Below are 20,099 nucleotides of genomic sequence, written 5' to 3' on the forward strand. Positions count from 1 at the left end.
GACCGTTTATTTGTAAGTTATTGAAATTATTTTGATTTATTTTTATTGTGACAGTTTTGTATATATTTTAAATGCAGTTTGTCTGTGTCAATTAAAGTACTTTCTGGTGCATGTTTGGGAAGTTTCATGACAAAAATTCTTAATGTTTAGAGAAGTGACTTTTCTGCGATTGTTTTTTATTTATAATTAATGGCAGCCATTGAATGATAGTCTACAGGAAGTCTTACTCATCAATGTCTGTATTGAGGGATGTCCAAAGCCAGAATACATTTATCATTTATATAACAGCGCTATAAAACGAAGGCGGCCTTCTTTCCGAAGGATCGTTCTTGCTTTAATCTAAAAGGGATGGTTAGTGGCAACTTCAATAGTGTTAGTGACTCAGGATCGCTACCTTGTCAGGGGGATGCGGATATTTTTTCCGGATATTATCCTGCTCGACTCGATTGACAGAAACATATTTGATAACGGTGCAGATGAATATTCTGTATTGATTGATAGTCGTTCTCCGCTCCGTTTATATGATTACCTGATACGCCATCCGGCCAGAACGAAAAAAACAATCTGCTGCGTTATGCTTGATATGCGACACCGCGAGGAGAATCTGCTCAGTATGAAGTTATTTATGAACACATCGCTCACTGCGCCGGATATGGCCTCGCTGTTTAATCTGGTTCTCAATATGAAGGGCAGGCGCCTGACCACGAAGTGGCTACTTAATTTACGGCTTAGCACGCACGAAGCGATCATGCTGCGGTTGCTGAGGGCAGGGATGCCGATGGAAGCCATTGCCGATGAGCTGAATACGTCGGTGAAAAGCCTCTATCGCAAACGCACGGCGCTCTCGGAACGCCTGGGGGCGGAGAACTTCAACGAGGCGTGTTTGTTTATCTTTAAAAACAAACTGCTGGATGTAGGTGGGAACGATCCCTAGCCTCTGGAGATACCAAAATAAAAAACATTCTTTCTGCGCCCCGGGCGGGGCACAGAGAGGTTTTGCAGATCACTCAACGCTCAGTGCGGTTTCCGTTGGAATAAAGCTGTTGATAATACGGACGTAATGTTTACGCTGCGCTTCGGTAAAATCGTTATAAGACGCCAGCGTAAACACCAGCAGTTTGCGCGACTCGGGATTGTGCTTCGGGTGATGGGGCAGCGTGACAATGGAAGAGACCTGCCGGACCCAGGCGCCATCCTCCAGAAATTTATTGGCGGTTTGCAGCACCTGCAGTTTGGCTGGACCAATTTCATGGCGCAGGTTTTTTCCTTCCACCTCAAATCCTGGCACATAAAGCTTCATTTTCTCCCACTGCTTCTCACAGAAATCGTCCACCGTTTGATCTTTTTCCAGCGTGGTGCGGTTTATCAGTATGTTGTACTGATTATTGTCCTCATCCATATAGCGCAGAATATTAATGGACTGATCTTCCTGAGGCGTGAGCGTCATGAAGGTGCCTTCATTCACAGGATAAGTCATGGGGGTTTTGTTCATGTAAGTCCTTTTCATCCTTAATGGTTTATCGGGATAAGGGAATGATCTCAACGCGGCGGTTTTGCGCCCGTCCTTCTTTGGTGTCGTTATTGGCGACCGGCCGGGTGTCACCCGCGCCTTCGGTAATAAACTGTCCGGCAGGGAGTCCCGTATACGCCACCAGCCAGTCTTTAATGACCTGCGCGCGCTCGGCAGAGAGCGCCATGTTTGTCGCGGCAGAGCCGGTACTGTCGGAATGGCCAATTATGAGGAATATCTTTTCTGGTGAGCGGCGAATTACCGGCACGATAGTGAGCAGGGTTTTTTCGCTGTCGGGCATGAGATTGCTGCTACCGTTCGCAAAAAGCGGCACGGTATCCGCCAGAGGGAAGATCGACGCGTTGTCGTCTGCGGCAACATTTTCCCGTAACGGAGAAAATTGTCTTATCTGCTCGCGTATTTCGCCGATGTTATGCCGGGCATAGTAGTAAACGCCGCCAGCCAGACAGGCTAACAGTAACAGCAGCACGATAATGGCGGGCAGTGGAGATCGACGCCGCGGCGCTGGCTTAACGAGAGGCGCAGGCGCTGGCCATGTGGCCTCGGGTTCCGGTCGCGGCGGTAATGGCAACGGAGGTAAGGGCGGCATGGCAATCGTGGCGGAAAGCGCAGGCAGGATACCGTATCTTTCTCCCAGCCACTGCGACCAGGCGCCGTGACGAGTAAACCCCTGACCATAGTCAGCAAGGATGACGCCAGCGAGATCGAGCGGGGTGTTTTTAAACAAGGTTTGCATGACGTTCATCAACCGGCTTTCGGCAAGCCAGGCGATAAAGGTACTGCCGAGCGCGTATCGCTGAATGGCATGAAGATTCTGGCCGTCATCGCGGGCATTAAGCTTGTCCACCAGGTTGTGGAAACACGACTCCAGCGTCAACTGACCATGCGGCGTCAGAGAGCAGGTCCAGATCGCCCGGTCGGGATCGTGCGAATGGCGTTGCTGGCTCAGACGGGTATAAAAAGCCGGTATGCAGGGCAACCGCCTGTTAAGCCGTATGGAGGTGAAGGCGTACTGCCAGGACATCAGCTGTTCTGTCAGCAGAGCGCTGTTTTCCATACCATCGACGAGCACAGGAAACAGGGCCACTGTCGCCATGGGCGGGTGCATCTCTTCCGCATGCGCGAGCCGGCTGGCGAGCGTAGTCGAATGTTCGGCTACCATCCAGACGATGTGTCCGTTATCGCTGGTTGACAAATTGGCATGGTGAAACCATTTTCGGGCGAAGGGTCCGGTAATCAACACCATCAGCCGGGGAGAGGTGGCTGGTGTATCTTCGTCGCCTTTTTCCGGTTCAGGGTCCGCTTCCGCGCGCATCAGCCAGGTACGGGGTGCGCAGGTAGCGCGCAGCGACGTCAGCGCGTCGGTTTGCCCTTCGACCTGTTCCAGCAGCGTAAGCAGCTTTCTGGCATAGCGGAAAATCAGCTTACTGTCGGAACGAAGCAGAGCGGCAAGCCGTGATGTAATATCGTCATCCGCCTGGCTTTGGGTGTGGCCATAAAAGTAATGCATTAACGAGTAACGCTCCCAGGAGAGCGCATTATCTTTCTGATTTATCATCAGGCGCTTGTCGAAATAACCGCATAATAGCTGGCACAGCGCTTCGCTCTCTTCGGCGGCCTGGTTCTCTTCCTGCAAGGCTTTATTAAACTGCTCGATGAGCGAAATAAGTCTGAGCTGAAAATCCGCCGCTGAAGGAATGATGCCGTCGAAGGATATCAGGGTATCAATGCCGATCAGTCGGCAGAAAAAATGTTCACTTTTCACCATGTTTTCTCCGTAACGGTGCCCCAGCCAGAGGTTATTGACCACGGACATATCCGCACGACAGCAGGCTGCGCGGCGTTGGCGGTTTTAAATTCGAGCGAGAGTGTGAGGTTGTCATCCGGGGATGCGATATGCAGCGCTTGCAGTTCCCGGGCATTGAGCGTGCGTTTATAGAGCAGCATGTTTTGCGGGTTATAAACGCCAAGGTGCAGGTTCTCCGCGTCTCCATCGTCAGCGCACCAGACGGCGGGCTCCAGCGTGAGATTTTTTTTGTACCAGACGTACTGGCGGGCAAGCCATTGCGCGTGGTCATCGGGCGGCGTCGGGAAAAAATTGATCTTCTCCGCGCTCATTACCTCCGGCAGTACGGTGCCCTTTTGCAGGCAAATTCCGGTCTGATACTCAAACGATCGCAGAGGACGTGCAGATCCCGTGGTGTAAGGCGCCAGACTTGCGGCGTCCTCTGTTTCCAGCCCCAGTATGGTTCGGACGCGTTTTTTCGAGATGTTGTCTCTTTCCCACCAGGCTTTATCCACCGCGCCTTGCGCTTTGGCCTCGTTTGAGTGATCTCCCCAGACTTTGCTGTGCTCTTTACGCTGATAGAAATGCCAGAGCAGTGGTTTGTGCGGATGATAAATGTCATAACCGTAGGTGAATGCGCGTACCGCCATGGCTATCTCTTCGCCGGCGAAAAAAATCTGCGGATCGTTAGGCACAGTGCTGACGAAATCGCCGTGCGTAAAGATAAAACCGCCCGCGAGATAGCTTCCCCGCACCGGCTCGGTTGCCGTAAAAGGCGTGGAGGTCAGCATGGGAATACCCTGCGGATTAAATTCGCGAAATATCAGGCGGCTGACATAGTGCTTTTTACTGGCCTCTTCATCTTGGCCTGGGCAATAAGGCGGGGGATAGGAGGAGAGTATGGGCCGCGCGCTTTTCTGCTGTAACTGGCGCAGCATGGCGATCATTTCGTCATCCCAGCAGGGAATAAAACGGCAGTGGGAATCGATTTGCAGGAAATAGGCTTCCTGTTCAAACAGCGTTTCCGCCATGCTGCGTGCCCAGCATGCGCCCTGGCTGGCGTAATAATGAACGCTAATAATATCAATCCTGGCCTGGCGGTAGCGAAAGGCAACGACTTCATGCCCCGCAACGATGCGGCTACCTTCCGGGATCATGCCGCTTTGTTCAAACAGCGACAGGTTTTCGTCGTCCTGCCAGCAAACAGCGAGATGCAGATTCTCCGGATGAGCGGCATGGTGCAGCATATTCTGTAGCGTTGGGATGAGTTCCGGGTCGCGATAGCTGGCGATGCTGATAAAAATTGTCGCTGGGGTATCCATTTTTCCCAATCCATTTAAAAGCTGATTACGGAATATCAAAAACGACTTCCGCTTTGGCGTTAAAGGTCCCACCAGCGGGGGCGGTTTTACCGCTGGCGAACAGCGTGGCGTTCCAGGCGAATTCGGCGGGACCCTGGCTGGTAATACTGGTTTTTTGTTCTGATGTGCTGCCGTCCAGCTTCATCGCCTTGCCTGCGCCATCAGTGATTTTTATGCCCAGCCGATCCAGATTGCCGCCCGCATCTTTTACGCGGATATATGAACCATCTGAGGAGGGGGTATCGGTGAGCATCGAGGCGGTAGTGGAATAAGTGCCGTAGTCGCTTTTGCAGGTAATGTTGAAATCCAGCTTGCGGCTCACGCCGCTACTAAGCAATGACGGGGTCACTTCGTTAAAATCAATCGTTTTGGCGCTGTCGACATCGCAGGTGGGGGTGCTAATGATTTTGATATCGCCAATCGCGAGTTTCATAACATACGAGGCCGGATCGGCCGTCATCAGGTAGTTATAGGCAATATCTCCGGCGGGCAGAACGGTATCGCCGTTCGGATCGCTCAGGCGCAAATTGCTCGCCGTTTTAAAAAACTGGATGCGGTAAAAAGAGGCGGCCACATAATCAAATGTGGCTTCTTGATTCCCCCCCGAAATGGTCAACTGACTGGTGGAGGGAAAGTTGCCGAATGCAGTGCCATTACTCCACAGCAGCTTAATGCCAATGCCCGGTATATTGGTCGGATAGATGCGGGTTGACGAGTCCTGTCCCGTCAGGTTGATCACTCGCTTCCCGTACTCGGTGCCGGCAACGCAGTGGTCATAGCCAATATTCTGGCCTGCCTGATTGCTGTCGAACTGGGCGATTGGGGTTGAGGTGTCTATGGGGGCATTCGCGTTGATACGAATAACTTGCGAAGAAATGGAAACCGGAGTCGGCGCGCCGCGCGCCAGCGTACAAACAGCGGAAGCGGCGGGTGTCAAAGCAAGGGCACAAAGTGTAATGGCGATCCTTAACATGTTTTATTCCTTCTCGTGATTCAGCATGGCGACTATCTCAGGGGGATACATTTTTAAGAGGTCGGCAAAGCTTTTGCCGATGCTCTCTTCCGCATACTTCAGCACCTGAACAAGCGGGCTGCTGGGTTCGGTCATTGCAAACCAGCTGCGGATTTCCTGTAAGCGGTGCAGCGCATCGGCGCGGCTTTCGATACTGCGGCGCGCTTCCGCTACGGCAGGTGGCGCAATGGGGGGAAGATCCGCCACTGCGGGGACCCCACCGACGGGACGCTCCGCGATCTCCTGAACCTGCGGCGTTTCGTCCTCCGCGATGGACGGCGAAACGAGCGGGGCAGGCGCCAGGCCGCTGAAATCGTTAGCGAAAGAGACCAGCAGGTTACCGAGTAAGGCAAATTCAGGCGCATCGTGCCCGAGCGTGTCGGCAAGCATGCTTTTTATCTCCAGCATGAAGCCGTACGCCTGGGTAAGCGGGAAGAGGCTGTCACGGGCGTTAAGTTGCCATTCATGAATAATGGCGGCCATGGCTGTATCCGACAGCGCGCCCTCTTCCCGCGGAACCTGATGCGCTTTTTCAAACTCTTTGATGGTGATTTGCAACCCGGAGGCTTTCGGCAGCGGTTGATTGCGCAGGTCGGCAAGCAGGCCGTTAGCGTCCTCCAGCTCGGCGAAGGCGTTGGCGCGCAGCATCGGGGTGAACTCCCCCTCATCAAGCAGCTGCGGATGCAGGTCGTCCGGCCAGGCGCACAGTAAGGCATGAAGCGCTTCCAGCCCTTCCGCCAGGGCGACGAGTCCGACTTTACGTAGCCGACAACGCATCAGGATGATAATCAGCCGGACGTCTTTGCTTTTCTGCAGCAGGGTCTGACATTCGCGTTCGGTTTCGGCCCAGTTAATGGGCTCCGCCGCTTCAACAAAGTTGCCGTATTCCACGCCCAGTTTTGGCTGGAGCCGGGACTGCAACATGATGAACGCGGGGTCGTAATCGAGCGTCTCGCCGCAGGCGTCGCTGCCCGCGATGGGCGACATCAGGGGCTGGTAATAATCGGAACAGGTCAAATGGTATGTTTGATTCATCGCACGTATCTTTTTGCTGTGGGTATAAGCGTTAACTAGCGGTGATACATTTCCGGCTCGAAGCTCATGCCGAAAACCGGGTCATCACAAGAATTACGCTCCAGCCAGCTTGCGTAACCAAGCTGGTGGGAGCCATCAAGCCGGGCCTGCGGCACCTGATCGGCTGCCAGTACCAGTTGCACATCCCAGGCATATTCAAAACCGATAAAGCTGCGCACCAGTTCACGCAGCACCGACATATCGCTTCCCCACGGGCTGAACAGCATGTACTGGGGAAGGGTCAGCGGCCCCATGAGCAGCTTGAATTTATGTTGTCTGTCCAGCACGGTGTTGCCGAGGATCGCGCCGTCTCCCAGTAGCCCGGCGCAATGGCTGTCGCCGAGCGCGGTTTGATCGTTGCGCTCCAGGTAGATCCATTGCAGTTCAAACTCTTCCATGCGAACCGGAACGCCAAAGTAGTAATGCATCGCCCCCAGCAAGCCGTCCGGGTTACGAGCTTCGCGAATAAGGTGGGCGGAAGAGGCCAGCCGGGCGTGGATAGGTAACGGATCGGCAGAGAGCTCAGCCGGATCGAGGCCGATCAGGCTGCCGACGTAAAACGAAAACCGCTCGTCGTCTTGCCTGTCCAGCGAGGCGGTATCCTGCGATAAAAACCACGCGCGATAAAACAGGCTAAGCGCGCGGTGGTGAAAGATATCGACAAAATCAATCAGCGTAGGGTCGTGCTGCTCATAGCGGGAGTAAGCCAGTTCGGAAAGATGGAGCGGCATGGCGCCTTGTGCCCCCCAGATACCCAAACCAAAAAGCTGCAGCTTGATTTTGTCATCCTGCTGACTAATGGCGGCGATTTCACGTGGTGCAAAGGCCATGCTGGCCACTTGTCCTAGCCGAAAACGCTCCTGTGAGGGCAGCAGGGCTTTGCCGGGGGGCGCTAACTCAGGCGTGCGGGCGGCAATTGCGCGCATCGTGCTGATAAAACCCGCTTCCCAGGGCTTGCTGTCATCAAACCAGGCGTCGACGGATTTCATAATGCGCCTCGTCTGCCGGGACGCGCTTTCCAGCGCGCGATTAAGCCGCGCTGCATGGAGTGCAGTTCGGTTTCGGTAAAGATATTGATTGCCGCGTGCCGCGCCAGGTAGTTTTCCATCACCAGGCCAAAGAGGTACGGACTAATGCCGGAGAAACCCTCTTCATCGACGGTTAAACTGCAGCACACGCCGCGTCCGTAAACCAATAACCCCTCCTCTGACAGGCGACGCACCACGGGCTCGGTTTTACACCCGACCAGACTGTTAATTTGCGTCAGGGTTTCCGTATCGGCGGAGTTGGTGAACAGGCGCAGCATATTACGCAGCGATTCGCCGCCCCGGGCGTGTTCCATCTCGCAGAGAGGAAGATAGTTAAAGCTAAGCTGACGGATAAGCCGCCACGCTGCCTCACCGATGGCGAACGGCGAACGCGGGGCGCTTGGCGAGCTGACGAAGCGGGCGCCGTGAACCGGAACGGAGTCCGACATGGTCAGCTCAAGGTTGCCGGTACTGGTCAGCAAGCGGGGCAGGTCGCGGTTGGTTACCATGGCGTCAACCAGCAGGTAGCGAATATGTTCGCTATAGGGCGCTTCCTGTTGATCGACCAGCGAAATAAAAATCTCCGTGCCGCTGTAGGGCGTGCGGGTGTCATATTTACGGTGGCTCGCCTCTTTCACCCTGACTTTTCGTCTGATAGAGAAATAACGGCCAAAATTACCGGTGTCGCTGTGTCGGGTTTGGTAGAGCGGATTAAAGGTTAGCTCTTCGCTGGTTTCCGCCTGTAAGCCGAAGACTTTATCGACGGAAAAAACTTCATAGTCCATAGGACGGCTGCGATCCGGCACAATGTGGAAATTATTCAGCGCACGGTTAACTTCAATTCGGTCCACGCGTTTGGGAAAGAGGTTAATCACCGCGGTGCAGTGCAGTAAAAAGCGCGAGGCGTCCAGATGCGGCACCAGATCCTGCGGCAATGTGTTGAGCAGTATAATAATTTCTACTTCATTGGTATTATTCCCTTCCAGCGCGGCGGCCAGCTGGGCGATCGAGAAAAAATAAAATCGCTCGCGACAGGCGATATATTCCTGAATCAGTGTGTGCCCGTGGAACATATTCCATTGCAAGGGCAGCAGGCTCTGATCTGGCGCCAGACCTTCAAATTTTAACGCGTCTTTGACGATAACGTGATGCTGATTTTTTTCACCGTCTCCGCTACGTACCACCACCGCGACATGCCTGCTGTGAAGCAATTCAAAGGTATGTGATACCACGCGTTCATCACCCTGAATATAAATGGGTAACTCATCCAGCCCGTTCAAATCTGAAAATACTAAATCCCCCTGTAAACGCAGCTTGATGCGCAGCGCGCCTTTTAACTGCTGGTGGTTGAGGCGATGGATTTCCAGGTTAGGAATATCAGGAGGAACAGAGGTTAACCGTACCTCTGCAATATCCAGCGGCCACAGCGTGACGTCCTGGTTATTTCTGAATTCGCAACGCGTCATTTCTTCAGGCAATAACCGACTGTAAAAAGTGCTTTTTTTGGGGATGACGTAGCCTTGCGTTAAATCGCCTTCTTTTAGATTTGGCTGTAGCTGAACGACCCCCATCGACGGCATCGGCGAATTGTAGTTTGGGTAGATGATATCCAGTAATCGTTGGGTGAATTTAGGAAATTCTGCATCGAGTTTTATCTGCGTTCGCGCAGATAAAAAGCAGAATGCCTCAATCAGACGCTCCACGTAAGGATCGGCAGTTTCTATCCCCTGCATCCCCAGTCGTCCGGCGATTTTCGGGTGCCGCTCAGCAAACTCCCGCGCCATTTCTCTGACAAACGTCAGTTCCTGGTTATAGTAATCTAGAAAGTTGTGTTCCACATTGCATCCCGTCAATTTCGCGACTTTCTTTAATATCGCCCGGATTCTAGAATTAAATGCGTTCTTCACGATCACACTTTTTATCGTCTTTGGCGAAATTAGGAATCCCGTTTGAGCGATTTTCTTAAATCCTGCCTGCTATTCAGATTAAAGGTTTTTCTTATTGCTAAGTATGTTTAGTATTAATCCGAAGTAGCCAGTTGTGTCTCTGTGAATACTTCCAGCGCAGGCAGGAAAAATCTGTTCCACTACAGGAGTAGTGGCCGAAAACGACGTCAAATTAAAATGGGATGAGTTTTGTTGTGGCGATTACCAGAAAAAACCTATTCGGAAAACTTAATGTAAGCCTGTTTAAAAGCGTGGAGAGTGCCACTACGCTGTGTAAATTACGCGGTAATCCTTACGTTGAATTGATTCACTGGTTAAATCAGATTTATCAGCAGCAGGATAGCGATATCCGCCAAATTGTTCGGCATTTTGAACTTGATGCGGAAATTCTCGAACGTGATTTTGCTCAGGCATTAACGCGCCTGCCTGCGGGTGCCAGTTCTATTTCAGATTTTTCATATCATATTGAACTGGCTATCGAACGGGCATGGATATTTTCCAGCCTGGAGTGTGAGAACACGCGTATTCGTAGCGGCCATTTGCTGATGGCGCTGCTGACCACCATGGAATTACGCCGCGCACTTTTCGGCATTTCGTCGGTATTCGAAAAAATTCCGCTGGAACAGTTAAGCAAAGATCTTGGCTACATTATTCGCGACTCTGCGGAAGAGAGCGAAGCGGGCGGTGCGATGGTTTCCGCCGAAGCGGGCGTACCGGGCGAAGCCAGCAACGCGATGGGCAGCACGCAGAGCGGCGGACTGGCGCAATATTCGACCGATCTGACCGCGCTGGCGCGGGAGGGCAAAATTGATCCGGTGCTGGGGCGGGATAAAGAGATCAACACCATGATCGATATTCTGTTGCGTCGTCGACAGAATAACCCGCTGCTCACCGGGGAAGCGGGGGTAGGGAAAACGGCAGTTGTGGAAGGTCTGGCGCTCGCGTTAGCTGCCGGAGAAGTACCGCCCGCGCTGCAAAACGTTCGCCTGCTGACGCTGGATGTCACCGCACTTTCAGCCGGGGCCAGCATGAAGGGCGAATTTGAAGCGCGTTTAAAAGCGGTGCTGGAAGACGCCGCCAAATCAGTCGAACCGGTCATTTTGTTCATTGATGAGGTGCATACGCTGGTTGGCGCGGGCGGCAATGCCGGTACCGGGGACGCCGCTAACCTGATGAAACCGATGCTGGCCCGCGGGCAGCTGCGCACCATCGGCGCGACAACCTGGAGCGAGTTTAAGCGTCACATCGAAAAAGATCCGGCGCTGACGCGACGCTTCCAGGTGCTGCAGGTAGAGGAACCGTCGGAGGATCTGGCTATCGCCATGCTGCGCGGCCTGCTGCCGGTACTGGAAAAACACCACGGCGTCTGGGTAATGGATGAGGCGATTCGCGCCGCCGTGCGTTTATCTCATCGCTATATTCCGGCCCGGCAGTTGCCCGATAAAGCGATCAGCCTGCTGGATACGGCATGCGCCAGGGTCGCCGTTGCGCAGCATGCGCCGCCGACTGAGCTACAGCTGCTGAAATTCCGTCAGCAGTCGGCTCAGGCTGAACTGTCCATGCTGGAAAAAGCCATTGGTTTTGGCAAAGAGGACGACAAACGGCTTCAGCCGATTCAGCGCGCTATCGACGACCATGCAGAAGAAGCGACGGTGCTGGAGCGGCGCTGGGCGCAGGAGTGTGAACTGGTGGCGACGATTATCGATACCCGTCAGCAGCTGCTCGCCGCCACGGTGGAAGATCCGCAAATGCCGGAAGCGGAAAAAATCAGTTTCCTGCAGTCTCGTTTGAATGAACTGGAAGCGACGCTGAGCGAGATCCGCGGTGAAAAGGCGCTGGTGCAGACGGAAGTGAACGCCAGCATAGTGGCGGCGATTGTGGCGGACTGGACGGGCATCCCGGTGGGGCAGGTGCTGAAAGACGACGTCAGCGCCGTCATGGAGCTGCCGCAACGTCTGGCGGAAAAAGTCATTGGCCAGACGTATGCGTTAACCTGCCTGAGCCAGAGTATTCAGACCGCGCGCGCCGGGCTTGCCGATCCGCAAAAACCCTTTGGCGTGTTCATGCTGGTTGGCCCTTCCGGGGTCGGGAAAACCGAAACCGCGCTGGCGATTGCCGACCAGCTTTATGGCGGCAATCAGAATCTGATCACCATTAATATGAGTGAATATCAGGAAGCGCATACGGTTTCTTCCCTGAAAGGGTCGCCGCCGGGTTACGTAGGATATGGCGAAGGCGGCGTATTAACCGAAGCGGTACGTCGCAAACCTTATAGCGTCATTTTGCTGGATGAAGTCGAAAAAGCGCACTCCGATGTACATGAACTGTTTTTCCAGGTATTTGATAAAGGGTCGATGGAAGACGGTGAAGGTCGCCAGATTGATTTTCGCAATACCGTTATTTTGCTGACCAGCAACGCCGGTAGCGACATTATTAGCAGCACCTGCGCCGATCCGCAAACCATGCCTGATGAAGAAGGCTTGCTGAAATTACTACAGCCCGCGTTGCTGAAAGTATTCCCGGCTGCGTTTTTAGGCCGCGTCACCGTTATACCTTACTTACCGCTGGCGACGGATTCACTGCAGCATATTGTCAGAATTCACTTGAACCGCATCGCTGAGCGTGCGAAAGCGCAGTATGACATGGCGCTTACCTTTAGCGATGAACTGGTTCAGCACGTTGTTGAACACTGTCCGGTAGCGGAAACCGGTGCCCGGATGCTGATCCGTTTTATTGAGAAAAATATTTTACCAAAGATTGGCAGTGCACTTTTAAACCAGGTCGACAAAGCGGCAAAAAATAAAACAATAGCCATGCAGTGCATTTTATCTGAAGAAAAGGAAATTGATATTGTGATGCAAGTGGAGGGCTAGATAAACATTTAATCTACAGGAAGTATGTAATAACCAAAAAGCGATCTTAGGGTCGAGAAGTTTTAATTTGAATAACGCTAATATAGGGAATTTGTTATGTCTACTTTCAAAATGACATTATGCGCGCTGGCGATGGCGACAGTATCAACTTCTGCGCTGGCCGCCACGCAGGGTACCGTAACGTTTAACGGTGAACTGATTACCAGCACCTGCGAAATTGCCACTGATTCTATTGATCGCCAGGTACAGCTGCCGACGGTTGCGATTCAGACTCTGGCCAATTCAGGTGACACTGCGGGCTCGAAAGGTTTTGATCTGAACGTTGAAAAGTGTCCTACCGGTATTACTCAGGTCGCGGCGCACTTTGAAGCTATCGGCAGCTCTGGCGTTGATAGCGCAACTGGCAACCTGACTAACCAGTTCAGTCCGCCGGATGCGAATACCCCTGCGGCGGCGAACGTACAGGTTCGTCTGTATAACTCTAACGAGCAGCAGCTGAAACTGGGTGAAACCGGCGCACCTGCTGCCGTGACCAGCGGTAAAGCGACCATGCGTTACTACGGCGGTTACTACGCGACGGGTGCGACCACTGTAGGTAAGGTTTACGCGCAGGCGGCTTATACCATCGCGTATCCGTAAGTCTTTCCGTCAGGATTGAATCCGGGGCGAGAAATCGCCCCTGTTAAGCCATTTTATCACATAGACCGTTTTACCCGCGGGGCAGTACTATGAAATATCAACGAGCACTATTATTAAATACTTTTCTCTTTTTCGCGCTGGCAACGGCAGCCCACGTTGCTTTTGCCGGGATGACCATATCCGGTACGCGGGTGATTTTTCCCGGTTCTGAAAAAGAGCAGACGGTGAGAACCAATAATAAAAATGACACACCGACACTGGTTCAGGTCTGGGTTGATGATGGCAATAAAAATACTGACCTTAATAATATTAAGGTGCCATTTACCGCTACGCCGCCCGTTTATCGTGTAGAGCCTGGTAAAGGACAGAGTGTACGTCTTATTTATAATGGTATGCCATTGCCGCAGGATCGGGAGTCGGTGTTCTGGTTTAATATGCTGGAAATTCCTCCGATGAATGAAAAAGTCAATGACACCGATCGTCTGGAACTGGCATTCAGAACCCGTATTAAAATATTTTATCGCCCGACCGCGTTAAAGGGTAGCAGTGCCAATGAATTTGAAAAACTGCGTTGGGAAATCATTAGCCCGACCCGAGGTATTAAAGTGAATAATCCAACGCCTTATTATTTTTCATTTGATTCGGCGATCGCCTATTCAGGAAACACACAATATCCTCTGGTGGCGGATATGATCCCACCGTTTGGCAGTAAAGAATTTGCACTGGCGAGTAAAAATAAAGTGCCAGCAACGATCGGTAGCGTTGAGGTCCGCCTGATTAATGACTACGGCGGCGTTGTTAAATATCAGTTGACTCATTCAACGGGTAACACCCTGTCAATAAAGAAATAATAAGACGCTGAACCGCCTGGCGGGGGAGACAAGGACGTGAATCCGAAAGAGATAAAAAAACATGCATGTCGCGCAATCCGTGAATCGAAAATCGCGGCGGCGATACGCCATATCCTTATCGCTTCTTTTGGCGCCAGCGTTTCCGTGTTGGCACATGCCAGCACCAGCGATCTGGCAACCAGCGCTAAAAATGACGTTGTGAAATTTAACAGCTCGTTCATTCACGGCATTAGCGTTGATGTCTCTCGTTTTTACGAGGGCAACCCGGCGCCGGCGGGGGAGTATGCAGTGCAGGTCGCCGTCAATGGTCTGAGCCGGGGGCAGCGTAAGGTGCTGTTTAAACCCGTTAAAGGCAATGTTAGCGCCCAGCCCTGCTTCACGTATGACGAACTGACTCGTCTGGGAATTAAGGTGACGGCAAAACCTGAGACGTCAGAAAGCGGGCAATGCGCCATGGTGGATGAGTGGGTGGAAGGTGCGAGCGCGAATTATTTGCCCGGCGATTTTTATCTCAATCTGGTTATTCCGCAGGCTTTTATGGTGCAGTTCCCGCGTGGTTATACCGATCCTGTCTCGTGGGATCCGGGGGTGCTGGCAGGGGTGCTGGACTATAACGCCAACGCCTATGCTCAGCAGAACGTCAATCAGTCCGGCGGGGGAAACGATCGATCCGTCAGCGGCAACCTGGGATTGATGATGGGGCTGAACGTGTATGACTGGCGATTTCGCAAGCGGCTGAATACCAACTGGAGCAGTACGGACTCAACGCATACCCACTCCCTCATGACGTATCTGCAGCGCGACGTTCCGGTGCTCAGAAGTCAGCTGACGCTGGGCGATAGCTCGACCAGCGGCGATCTGTTCGACAGCATGACGGTGAGGGGGATCCAGCTACAGTCTGACGACCGTATGCTGCCGGAAGGCTTACGTTACTACACGCCGATGGTACGCGGTATCGCTGAAACTAACGCCAAAGTACAGGTGACGCAGCGGGGGCAGACGCTATACGAGACAACCGTGCCGCCGGGACCGTTTGAACTGAGCGACATTGGTGCAATGGGATATGGCGGTGATTTGCAGGTGACGGTGACGGAGGCAGATGGTCGCCAGCGGACGCAGGTGGTGCCCTTTTCCGCGCCACCGATGTTGCTGCACGCCGGCGTAAGCCGCTTTGGCGTGACGGTCGGTAAGTTGCAGGACGATGCGCTCGCCGAAGAACCCGGCGTTGCCCAAGGCTTTTACCAGTATGGCATTGGCAATATGTACACCCTGTACGGCGGCGGCCAGCTGGCCGATCACTACGCTGCGATAGGAGTGGGAAACGCGTTTAATACCCCGTTGGGGGGCGTATCGCTGGATGCGACCCGCGCGCGCAGTGAACTCGGCGGCGGCAAGGTCTCCTCCGGCAACAGTTTTAATATTGGGTTTAGTAAGTTCCTGGATACCACGTCGACAGACGTCACGCTGGCGGCTTACCGATACTCATCAACGGGGTTTTACAGCCTCCGCGATGCGGCGCTTGATCGCTATGGCGCCAGAAATAATGATTATATGGTGGACTACCGTACCCGGCAGCGCTTTACCGTGAGCATCGGTCAGCCGTTATGGAACGGCAGCAGGATAAATTTTTCCGGTAATTTTTATAACTACTGGGACGATCGCCCGTCGACCAGCCAGTACATGGTCTCGTATAACAAATCCGAGCGCTATTTCTCCTGGTCGGTGTCGGCTTCCCGGTCGTATAACAGCGACGGCCGGAACGTGAATAACGTGATGTTGTCCGTCAGCGTGCCGCTGGGAAGCAGCATCACAGAAAAACCATTGTTCAGTACGGTCTACTCCACCGCCATGCATGACAATAACGGCGGCAGCGGATTCCAGATGAATGCCATCGGCAGCCAGGGCGTACAGAATGAACTGAGTTACGGCGTGGGCACCTCGCTTAATAAAGCGCAGGATACGTCAACGCAGGCGGCGTTTAATGGCAACGTAAATTACAACGCGCCGGTAGGACAGCTGGGCGCGACCGCGTCGGTGGGGAATAAGACGCGTCAGCTCTCGCTGTCGGCAAATGGCAGCGTGGTGGCGCACAGCGGCGGCGTTACGCTGGGGCCGCGACTGGGTGATGCACCGTTTGCATTGATTGACGCGCCGGGTGCGGAAGGGGCGAGGATGCTGAACGGCTATGGTTCACGCATCGATTCCCGCGGCTTTGCGATTGTGCCGTCGCTCACGCCCTATCGTGAAAACACCATTGCGGTGAATACCGTGGGGCTGCCTGATAACGTGGATGTGCTGGAAAGTGAAAGCACGGTTATTCCGCGAATGGGCGCTGCGGTGAAAGTAAATATCAAAACACAGGTAGGGGCGCCTGCGGTATTAATTGTCCGGGATCGGAAAGGACAGCCTTTACCTATCGGCGCGGATATTTTTGACCAGCTGGATAATAGCCTGGGTATTATTGGTCAGGGGGGTATGGCGTTTATTCGCGGCTGGCAGGCTGAGAACAGCAATTTATATGTGAAAAACGCATCTGGCGATCGTCTGTGCACGATTTATTCCAATAGTGATATCGCTAAAAAAATAAGTAAGTCGGCCGGTTCAATTACGCAGGTGGAGGTGGTATGTCATTAATCAAAAAAGCACTCTTCCTGGCTCTGCTGGGAATCCCAACAGCCTGCGTCTATGCAGTTAATTACTCAATGGACGTATATTTTACCGGGACCTATACCGACGAAACCTGTGTCGTAGAGATTAATAATGGCAGCAATAATGAAGTCGTCACATTGCCTAAAATTTCAGTTACTTCGCTGCAGGCCAATGGCAGCGAAGCGGGCAGCGTACCTTTTAATATCACCTTGAAAGAGTGTCCGGCCAACAGGACCGTAGCGGTGTTTTTCAATAGCAGCATCTCCGGCACGGATACCGCGACGGGAAACCTTATTAACGATACAGGACCTGATATGAGCGAAAATGTTCAGATCCGATTACGTAAAGAAGACAGTTCGCAGGTCATTATTGATGATGCGACTTCAGGGCAGGACTACATTATTTCTGCCACGGCAGACCCATTAAGTCATCGATTTTTAGCGAGCTATTATGCGAAGGGTGACTCAGCAGCTACTGCCGGCAAAGTCCAGACGGTAGCGGGAGTCGAGCTTGTTTATAAATAACAGGGAGTGGAATCAGCGAATTATCTGAACGTTAACTATCAGACCAGTCATGATTTATACATAAACGGTGATTAAAGAGTATATATCCATATGAGCAAGAGTAACTCACAAAAATTTATCGCACGTAACCGTGCGCCGCGCGTACAAATTGAGTACGACGTAGAAATCTATGGCAGTGAAAAGAAAATTGAACTGCCGTTCGTGATGGGGGTGCTGGCGGATTTATCCGGTAAACCGCTGGAGCCGCTGCCGCCTGTGGCAGACCGCAAATTCCTGAGTATCGATATCGATAACTTTGACGAGCGTATGAAAGCCATGCGTCCGCGTATGGCGTTCGCGGTGCCAAACACCTTAACGGGTGAAGGGCAGCTGATGGTCGATATGACTTTTGAAAGCATGGACGATTTTTCTCCGGATGCGATCGCCCGCAAAGTTGACTCGTTATCTCAGCTACTCGAAGCCCGTACGCAGCTCGCCAATCTGCAGACCTATATGGACGGTAAAGCAGGCGCGGAAAGCCTGGTGATGAAGGTGCTGAATGACAAGTCACTGTTGAACACCCTGGCATCGGCGCCAAAACCTAAACAGGCTGATGAAGCCGCGTCCTGAATGTGAATCAGAGAGATAAAAATGGCAACTCAAGCACAAAACCATAAGCAGGCCGCGCCGCAGGCCGCAACGCAAAATGATTTTAATGCGTTACTGACCCGTGAATTTAAGCCGAAATCCGAGCAGGCGAAATCGGCGGTCGAAATGGCGGTGAAAACCCTGGCGGAACAGGCGCTCTCTACCTCGATCACCATGGCTGACGATGCTTACAAAAACATCGCGGCGATTATCGCGGAGATTGACCTTAAGCTGTCAGAGCAAATTAACCTGATTCTTCATCATGAAGAGTTTCAACGTCTGGAAAGCGCCTGGCGCGGCCTGCACTACCTGGTGAACAACACCGAAACCGATGAGAAGCTGAAGCTGCGTTTCATGGACATTTCCAAAGATGACCTGCGTCGCAACATGAAGCGCTACAAAGGGATCGCATGGGATCAAAGCCCGCTGTTTAAGCAGATCTACGAAGAAGAGTACGGTCAGCTTGGCGGCGAACCATATGGCTGCCTGGTGGCGGATTACCATTTCGACCACAGCGCGCCGGATGTGGATCTGCTCTCCTCCATCGGTAAGGTGGCGGCGTCCGCCCATATGCCGTTTATTACCGGCGCGTCGCCATCCGTTATGCAGATGGAATCCTGGCAGGAGCTGGCTAACCCGCGTGATCTGACGAAAATCTTTACCCAGAACCTGGAATATGCCGCATGGAACTCCCTGCGTCAGTCTGAGGATTCTCGTTATATCGGTCTGGCGATGCCACGCTTCCTTGCTCGTTTGCCTTACGGTATCAACACTAACCCGGTGGATAACTTCAATTTTGAAGAAGATACCGACGGTGCGAATCACAGCAAATACGTCTGGGCTAACGCCGCGTATGCGATGGCGGTCAACATCAACCGTTCATTCAAGCACTACGGCTGGTGCACCATGATTCGCGGCGTAGAGAGCGGCGGCGTGGTGGAAGATCTGCCGTGTCATACCTTCCCGACCGATGATGGCGGCGTGGATATGAAATGCCCGACGGAAATCGCGATTTCCGACCGTCGCGAGGCGGAGCTGGCGAAGAATGGTTTTATTCCACTGGTTCACCGTAAAAATACCGATTACGCGGCATTTATTGGCGCGCAGTCATTGCAGAAACCGGCGGAATATTACGATCCTGACGCAACGGCCAACGCCAATCTTTCCGCGCGTCTTCCGTATCTGTTCGCCTGTTCACGTTTTGCACATTACCTGAAGTGCATCGTGCGCGACAAAATCGGTTCGTTCAAAGAGCGTGAAGATATGCAGCGCTGGCTGAACAACTGGGTCATGAACTATGTCGATGGCGATCCGGCTAACTCATCGCAGGAAACCAAAGCGCGTCGTCCGCTGGCGGCGGCGGAAGTGGTGGTGGAAGACGTGGAAGGCAATCCGGGTTATTACCAGGCGAAATTCTTCCTGCGTCCGCATTTCCAACTGGAAGGTCTGACCGTTTCTTTGCGCATGGTCGCTAAATTACCGTCGCTGAAAGACGTGGCGTAATTCAGTCAATGAATTAATAAGAATAATAGTCTCATTATTCTTGAAAATGCGGTTGCGCAGGGGTTTCTGCGCACTGTGAAAGGCAAAAGATATTTTGTCTTCATTTCGTTCGTTACTGTTTGAGTAACGTTGTTAATAAGAGCTAATTAAGGAAATCGTATGGCTCAGGATATGTTTATTAAAATTGATGGCATCGAAGGCGAATCTCTTGATGCTACCCATAAAAATGAAATCGAAGTGCTGTCCTGGCATTGGGCCAGCGCGCAGAGTTCAAATATGCACAGCGGTTCCGGCGGCGGCGCAGGTAAAGCAACGGTTGAGGATTTTTGCTTTGAGCATTATGTCGATAAGGCCAGTACTAATTTGCTGAGCTACTGCCTGTCCGGTAAGCATATTAAAGACATTCAGTTTGTGATTCGTAAGGCTGGCGGCGATCCGCTGGAATATCTAACCATTAAGTTCTCCGATGTCATTATTACCCGCGTTGAAACAGCGGGTTCCCACGAAGACGAAACGCGTCCGCGTGAACGTGTGACGTTCGCCTTCACTAAACTGACTCAGGATTACGTCATGCAGAACGCCGAAGGCGCGAAGTCTGGTGTAATTTCCACAAGTTATGACGTAAAAGCTAACCTGCGCAGCTAATTAACGCCAGGTTCGCTGACAGAGTTTTGCCGCTGCGGCGGCAAAACTCT

At 52.6% G+C, this 20,099-nt stretch carries 16 protein-coding genes; 9 read left to right on the forward strand and 7 right to left on the reverse strand.

The annotated features are described in order from the left end of the window. Positions 1-406: 406 nt before the first annotated feature. Entirely contained in the window at positions 407-934 is a 528-nt protein-coding gene (locus FU672_RS12525; RefSeq protein ID WP_148243553.1) for a helix-turn-helix domain-containing protein, read from the forward strand. Between the two features lie 69 nt (positions 935-1,003). Here the strand turns inward: FU672_RS12525 and FU672_RS12530 are convergent, their stop codons facing one another. The 7 genes from FU672_RS12530 to tssF are packed head-to-tail and all read right to left on the reverse strand — an operon-like array spanning position 1,004 to position 9,630. Continuing rightward, complete coding sequence (locus tag FU672_RS12530; RefSeq protein ID WP_148243471.1) at positions 1,004-1,492, reverse strand: DcrB-related protein; 489 nt, start codon at positions 1,490-1,492, stop codon at positions 1,004-1,006. A gap of 25 nt (positions 1,493-1,517) precedes the next feature. Then, complete coding sequence (locus FU672_RS12535; RefSeq protein WP_148243472.1) at positions 1,518-3,299, reverse strand: OmpA family protein; 1,782 nt, start codon at positions 3,297-3,299, stop codon at positions 1,518-1,520. Then, positions 3,293-4,639 (reverse strand): GlcNAc-transferase family protein, encoded by a 1,347-nt coding sequence (locus FU672_RS12540; protein WP_148243473.1) that lies wholly within the window; start codon positions 4,637-4,639, stop codon positions 3,293-3,295. The genes FU672_RS12535 and FU672_RS12540 overlap by 7 nt, the downstream gene beginning before the upstream one ends. Before the next feature lie 25 nt (positions 4,640-4,664). Next, positions 4,665-5,651, reverse strand: coding sequence for a fimbrial protein (locus tag FU672_RS12545; RefSeq protein WP_148243474.1), 987 nt, complete (start codon positions 5,649-5,651; stop codon positions 4,665-4,667). A 3-nt stretch (positions 5,652-5,654) separates the two neighbouring features. Then, positions 5,655-6,725, reverse strand: coding sequence for a type VI secretion system protein TssA (locus FU672_RS12550; protein WP_148243475.1), 1,071 nt, complete (start codon positions 6,723-6,725; stop codon positions 5,655-5,657). A gap of 35 nt (positions 6,726-6,760) precedes the next feature. Then, the gene (gene tssG, locus FU672_RS12555; protein WP_148243476.1) at positions 6,761-7,753 is read right to left on the reverse strand and encodes a type VI secretion system baseplate subunit TssG; all 993 of its coding nucleotides are present in this window, start codon (positions 7,751-7,753) and stop codon (positions 6,761-6,763) included. Further along, a complete protein-coding gene (tssF, locus tag FU672_RS12560; RefSeq protein WP_148243477.1) occupies positions 7,750-9,630 on the reverse strand; it encodes a type VI secretion system baseplate subunit TssF in 1,881 nt (626 codons plus the stop codon). Before tssF ends, tssG begins: the two co-directional genes overlap by 4 nt. A 302-nt stretch (positions 9,631-9,932) precedes the next feature. On the opposite strand from tssF, the gene tssH reads away from it, so the two are divergent. From tssH to FU672_RS12600, 8 genes are all read left to right on the forward strand, one after another. Next, positions 9,933-12,611: a type VI secretion system ATPase TssH gene (tssH, locus tag FU672_RS12565; protein ID WP_187360805.1), complete on the forward strand. Its 2,679-nt coding sequence runs from the start codon at positions 9,933-9,935 to the stop codon at positions 12,609-12,611. A 96-nt stretch (positions 12,612-12,707) separates the two neighbouring features. Further along, positions 12,708-13,250 (forward strand): fimbrial protein, encoded by a 543-nt coding sequence (locus tag FU672_RS12570; RefSeq protein WP_148243479.1) that lies wholly within the window; start codon positions 12,708-12,710, stop codon positions 13,248-13,250. A gap of 89 nt (positions 13,251-13,339) precedes the next feature. Further along, complete coding sequence (locus FU672_RS12575) at positions 13,340-14,101, forward strand: fimbrial biogenesis chaperone (RefSeq protein WP_148243480.1); 762 nt, start codon at positions 13,340-13,342, stop codon at positions 14,099-14,101. A gap of 36 nt (positions 14,102-14,137) precedes the next feature. Continuing rightward, a complete protein-coding gene (locus FU672_RS12580; RefSeq protein WP_148243481.1) occupies positions 14,138-16,735 on the forward strand; it encodes a fimbria/pilus outer membrane usher protein in 2,598 nt (865 codons plus the stop codon). Next, a complete protein-coding gene (locus FU672_RS12585; protein WP_148243482.1) occupies positions 16,726-17,274 on the forward strand; it encodes a fimbrial protein in 549 nt (182 codons plus the stop codon). Before FU672_RS12580 ends, FU672_RS12585 begins: the two co-directional genes overlap by 10 nt. Before the next feature lie 90 nt (positions 17,275-17,364). Further along, positions 17,365-17,883, forward strand: coding sequence for a type VI secretion system contractile sheath small subunit (gene tssB, locus FU672_RS12590; protein ID WP_121424641.1), 519 nt, complete (start codon positions 17,365-17,367; stop codon positions 17,881-17,883). 21 nt (positions 17,884-17,904) lie between these two features. Beyond that, positions 17,905-19,404: a type VI secretion system contractile sheath large subunit gene (tssC, locus tag FU672_RS12595; protein WP_148243483.1), complete on the forward strand. Its 1,500-nt coding sequence runs from the start codon at positions 17,905-17,907 to the stop codon at positions 19,402-19,404. Between the two features lie 159 nt (positions 19,405-19,563). After that, the gene (locus FU672_RS12600; protein WP_148243484.1) at positions 19,564-20,049 is read left to right on the forward strand and encodes an Hcp family type VI secretion system effector; all 486 of its coding nucleotides are present in this window, start codon (positions 19,564-19,566) and stop codon (positions 20,047-20,049) included. Positions 20,050-20,099 lie beyond the last annotated feature (50 nt).

The organism is Enterobacter asburiae, from assembly GCF_008080435.1.
GTDB classification, from domain to species: domain Bacteria; phylum Pseudomonadota; class Gammaproteobacteria; order Enterobacterales; family Enterobacteriaceae; genus Enterobacter; species Enterobacter asburiae_C.

What these genes read in the sequence shown, in the direction of transcription:
- FU672_RS12525 (WP_148243553.1), top strand. Translation starts at nt 407, where the DNA reads ATGCGGATATTTTTTCCGGATATTATCCTGCTCGACTCGATTGACAGA.
- FU672_RS12530 (WP_148243471.1), bottom strand. Translation starts at nt 1,492, where the DNA reads ATGAACAAAACCCCCATGACTTATCCTGTGAATGAAGGCACCTTCATG.
- FU672_RS12535 (WP_148243472.1), bottom strand. Translation starts at nt 3,299, where the DNA reads ATGGTGAAAAGTGAACATTTTTTCTGCCGACTGATCGGCATTGATACC.
- FU672_RS12540 (WP_148243473.1), bottom strand. Translation starts at nt 4,639, where the DNA reads ATGGATACCCCAGCGACAATTTTTATCAGCATCGCCAGCTATCGCGAC.
- FU672_RS12545 (WP_148243474.1), bottom strand. Translation starts at nt 5,651, where the DNA reads ATGTTAAGGATCGCCATTACACTTTGTGCCCTTGCTTTGACACCCGCC.
- FU672_RS12550 (WP_148243475.1), bottom strand. Translation starts at nt 6,725, where the DNA reads ATGAATCAAACATACCATTTGACCTGTTCCGATTATTACCAGCCCCTG.
- tssG (WP_148243476.1), bottom strand. Translation starts at nt 7,753, where the DNA reads ATGAAATCCGTCGACGCCTGGTTTGATGACAGCAAGCCCTGGGAAGCG.
- FU672_RS12570 (WP_148243479.1), top strand. Translation starts at nt 12,708, where the DNA reads ATGTCTACTTTCAAAATGACATTATGCGCGCTGGCGATGGCGACAGTA.
- FU672_RS12575 (WP_148243480.1), top strand. Translation starts at nt 13,340, where the DNA reads ATGAAATATCAACGAGCACTATTATTAAATACTTTTCTCTTTTTCGCG.
- FU672_RS12585 (WP_148243482.1), top strand. Translation starts at nt 16,726, where the DNA reads ATGTCATTAATCAAAAAAGCACTCTTCCTGGCTCTGCTGGGAATCCCA.
- tssB (WP_121424641.1), top strand. Translation starts at nt 17,365, where the DNA reads ATGAGCAAGAGTAACTCACAAAAATTTATCGCACGTAACCGTGCGCCG.
- tssC (WP_148243483.1), top strand. Translation starts at nt 17,905, where the DNA reads ATGGCAACTCAAGCACAAAACCATAAGCAGGCCGCGCCGCAGGCCGCA.
- FU672_RS12600 (WP_148243484.1), top strand. Translation starts at nt 19,564, where the DNA reads ATGGCTCAGGATATGTTTATTAAAATTGATGGCATCGAAGGCGAATCT.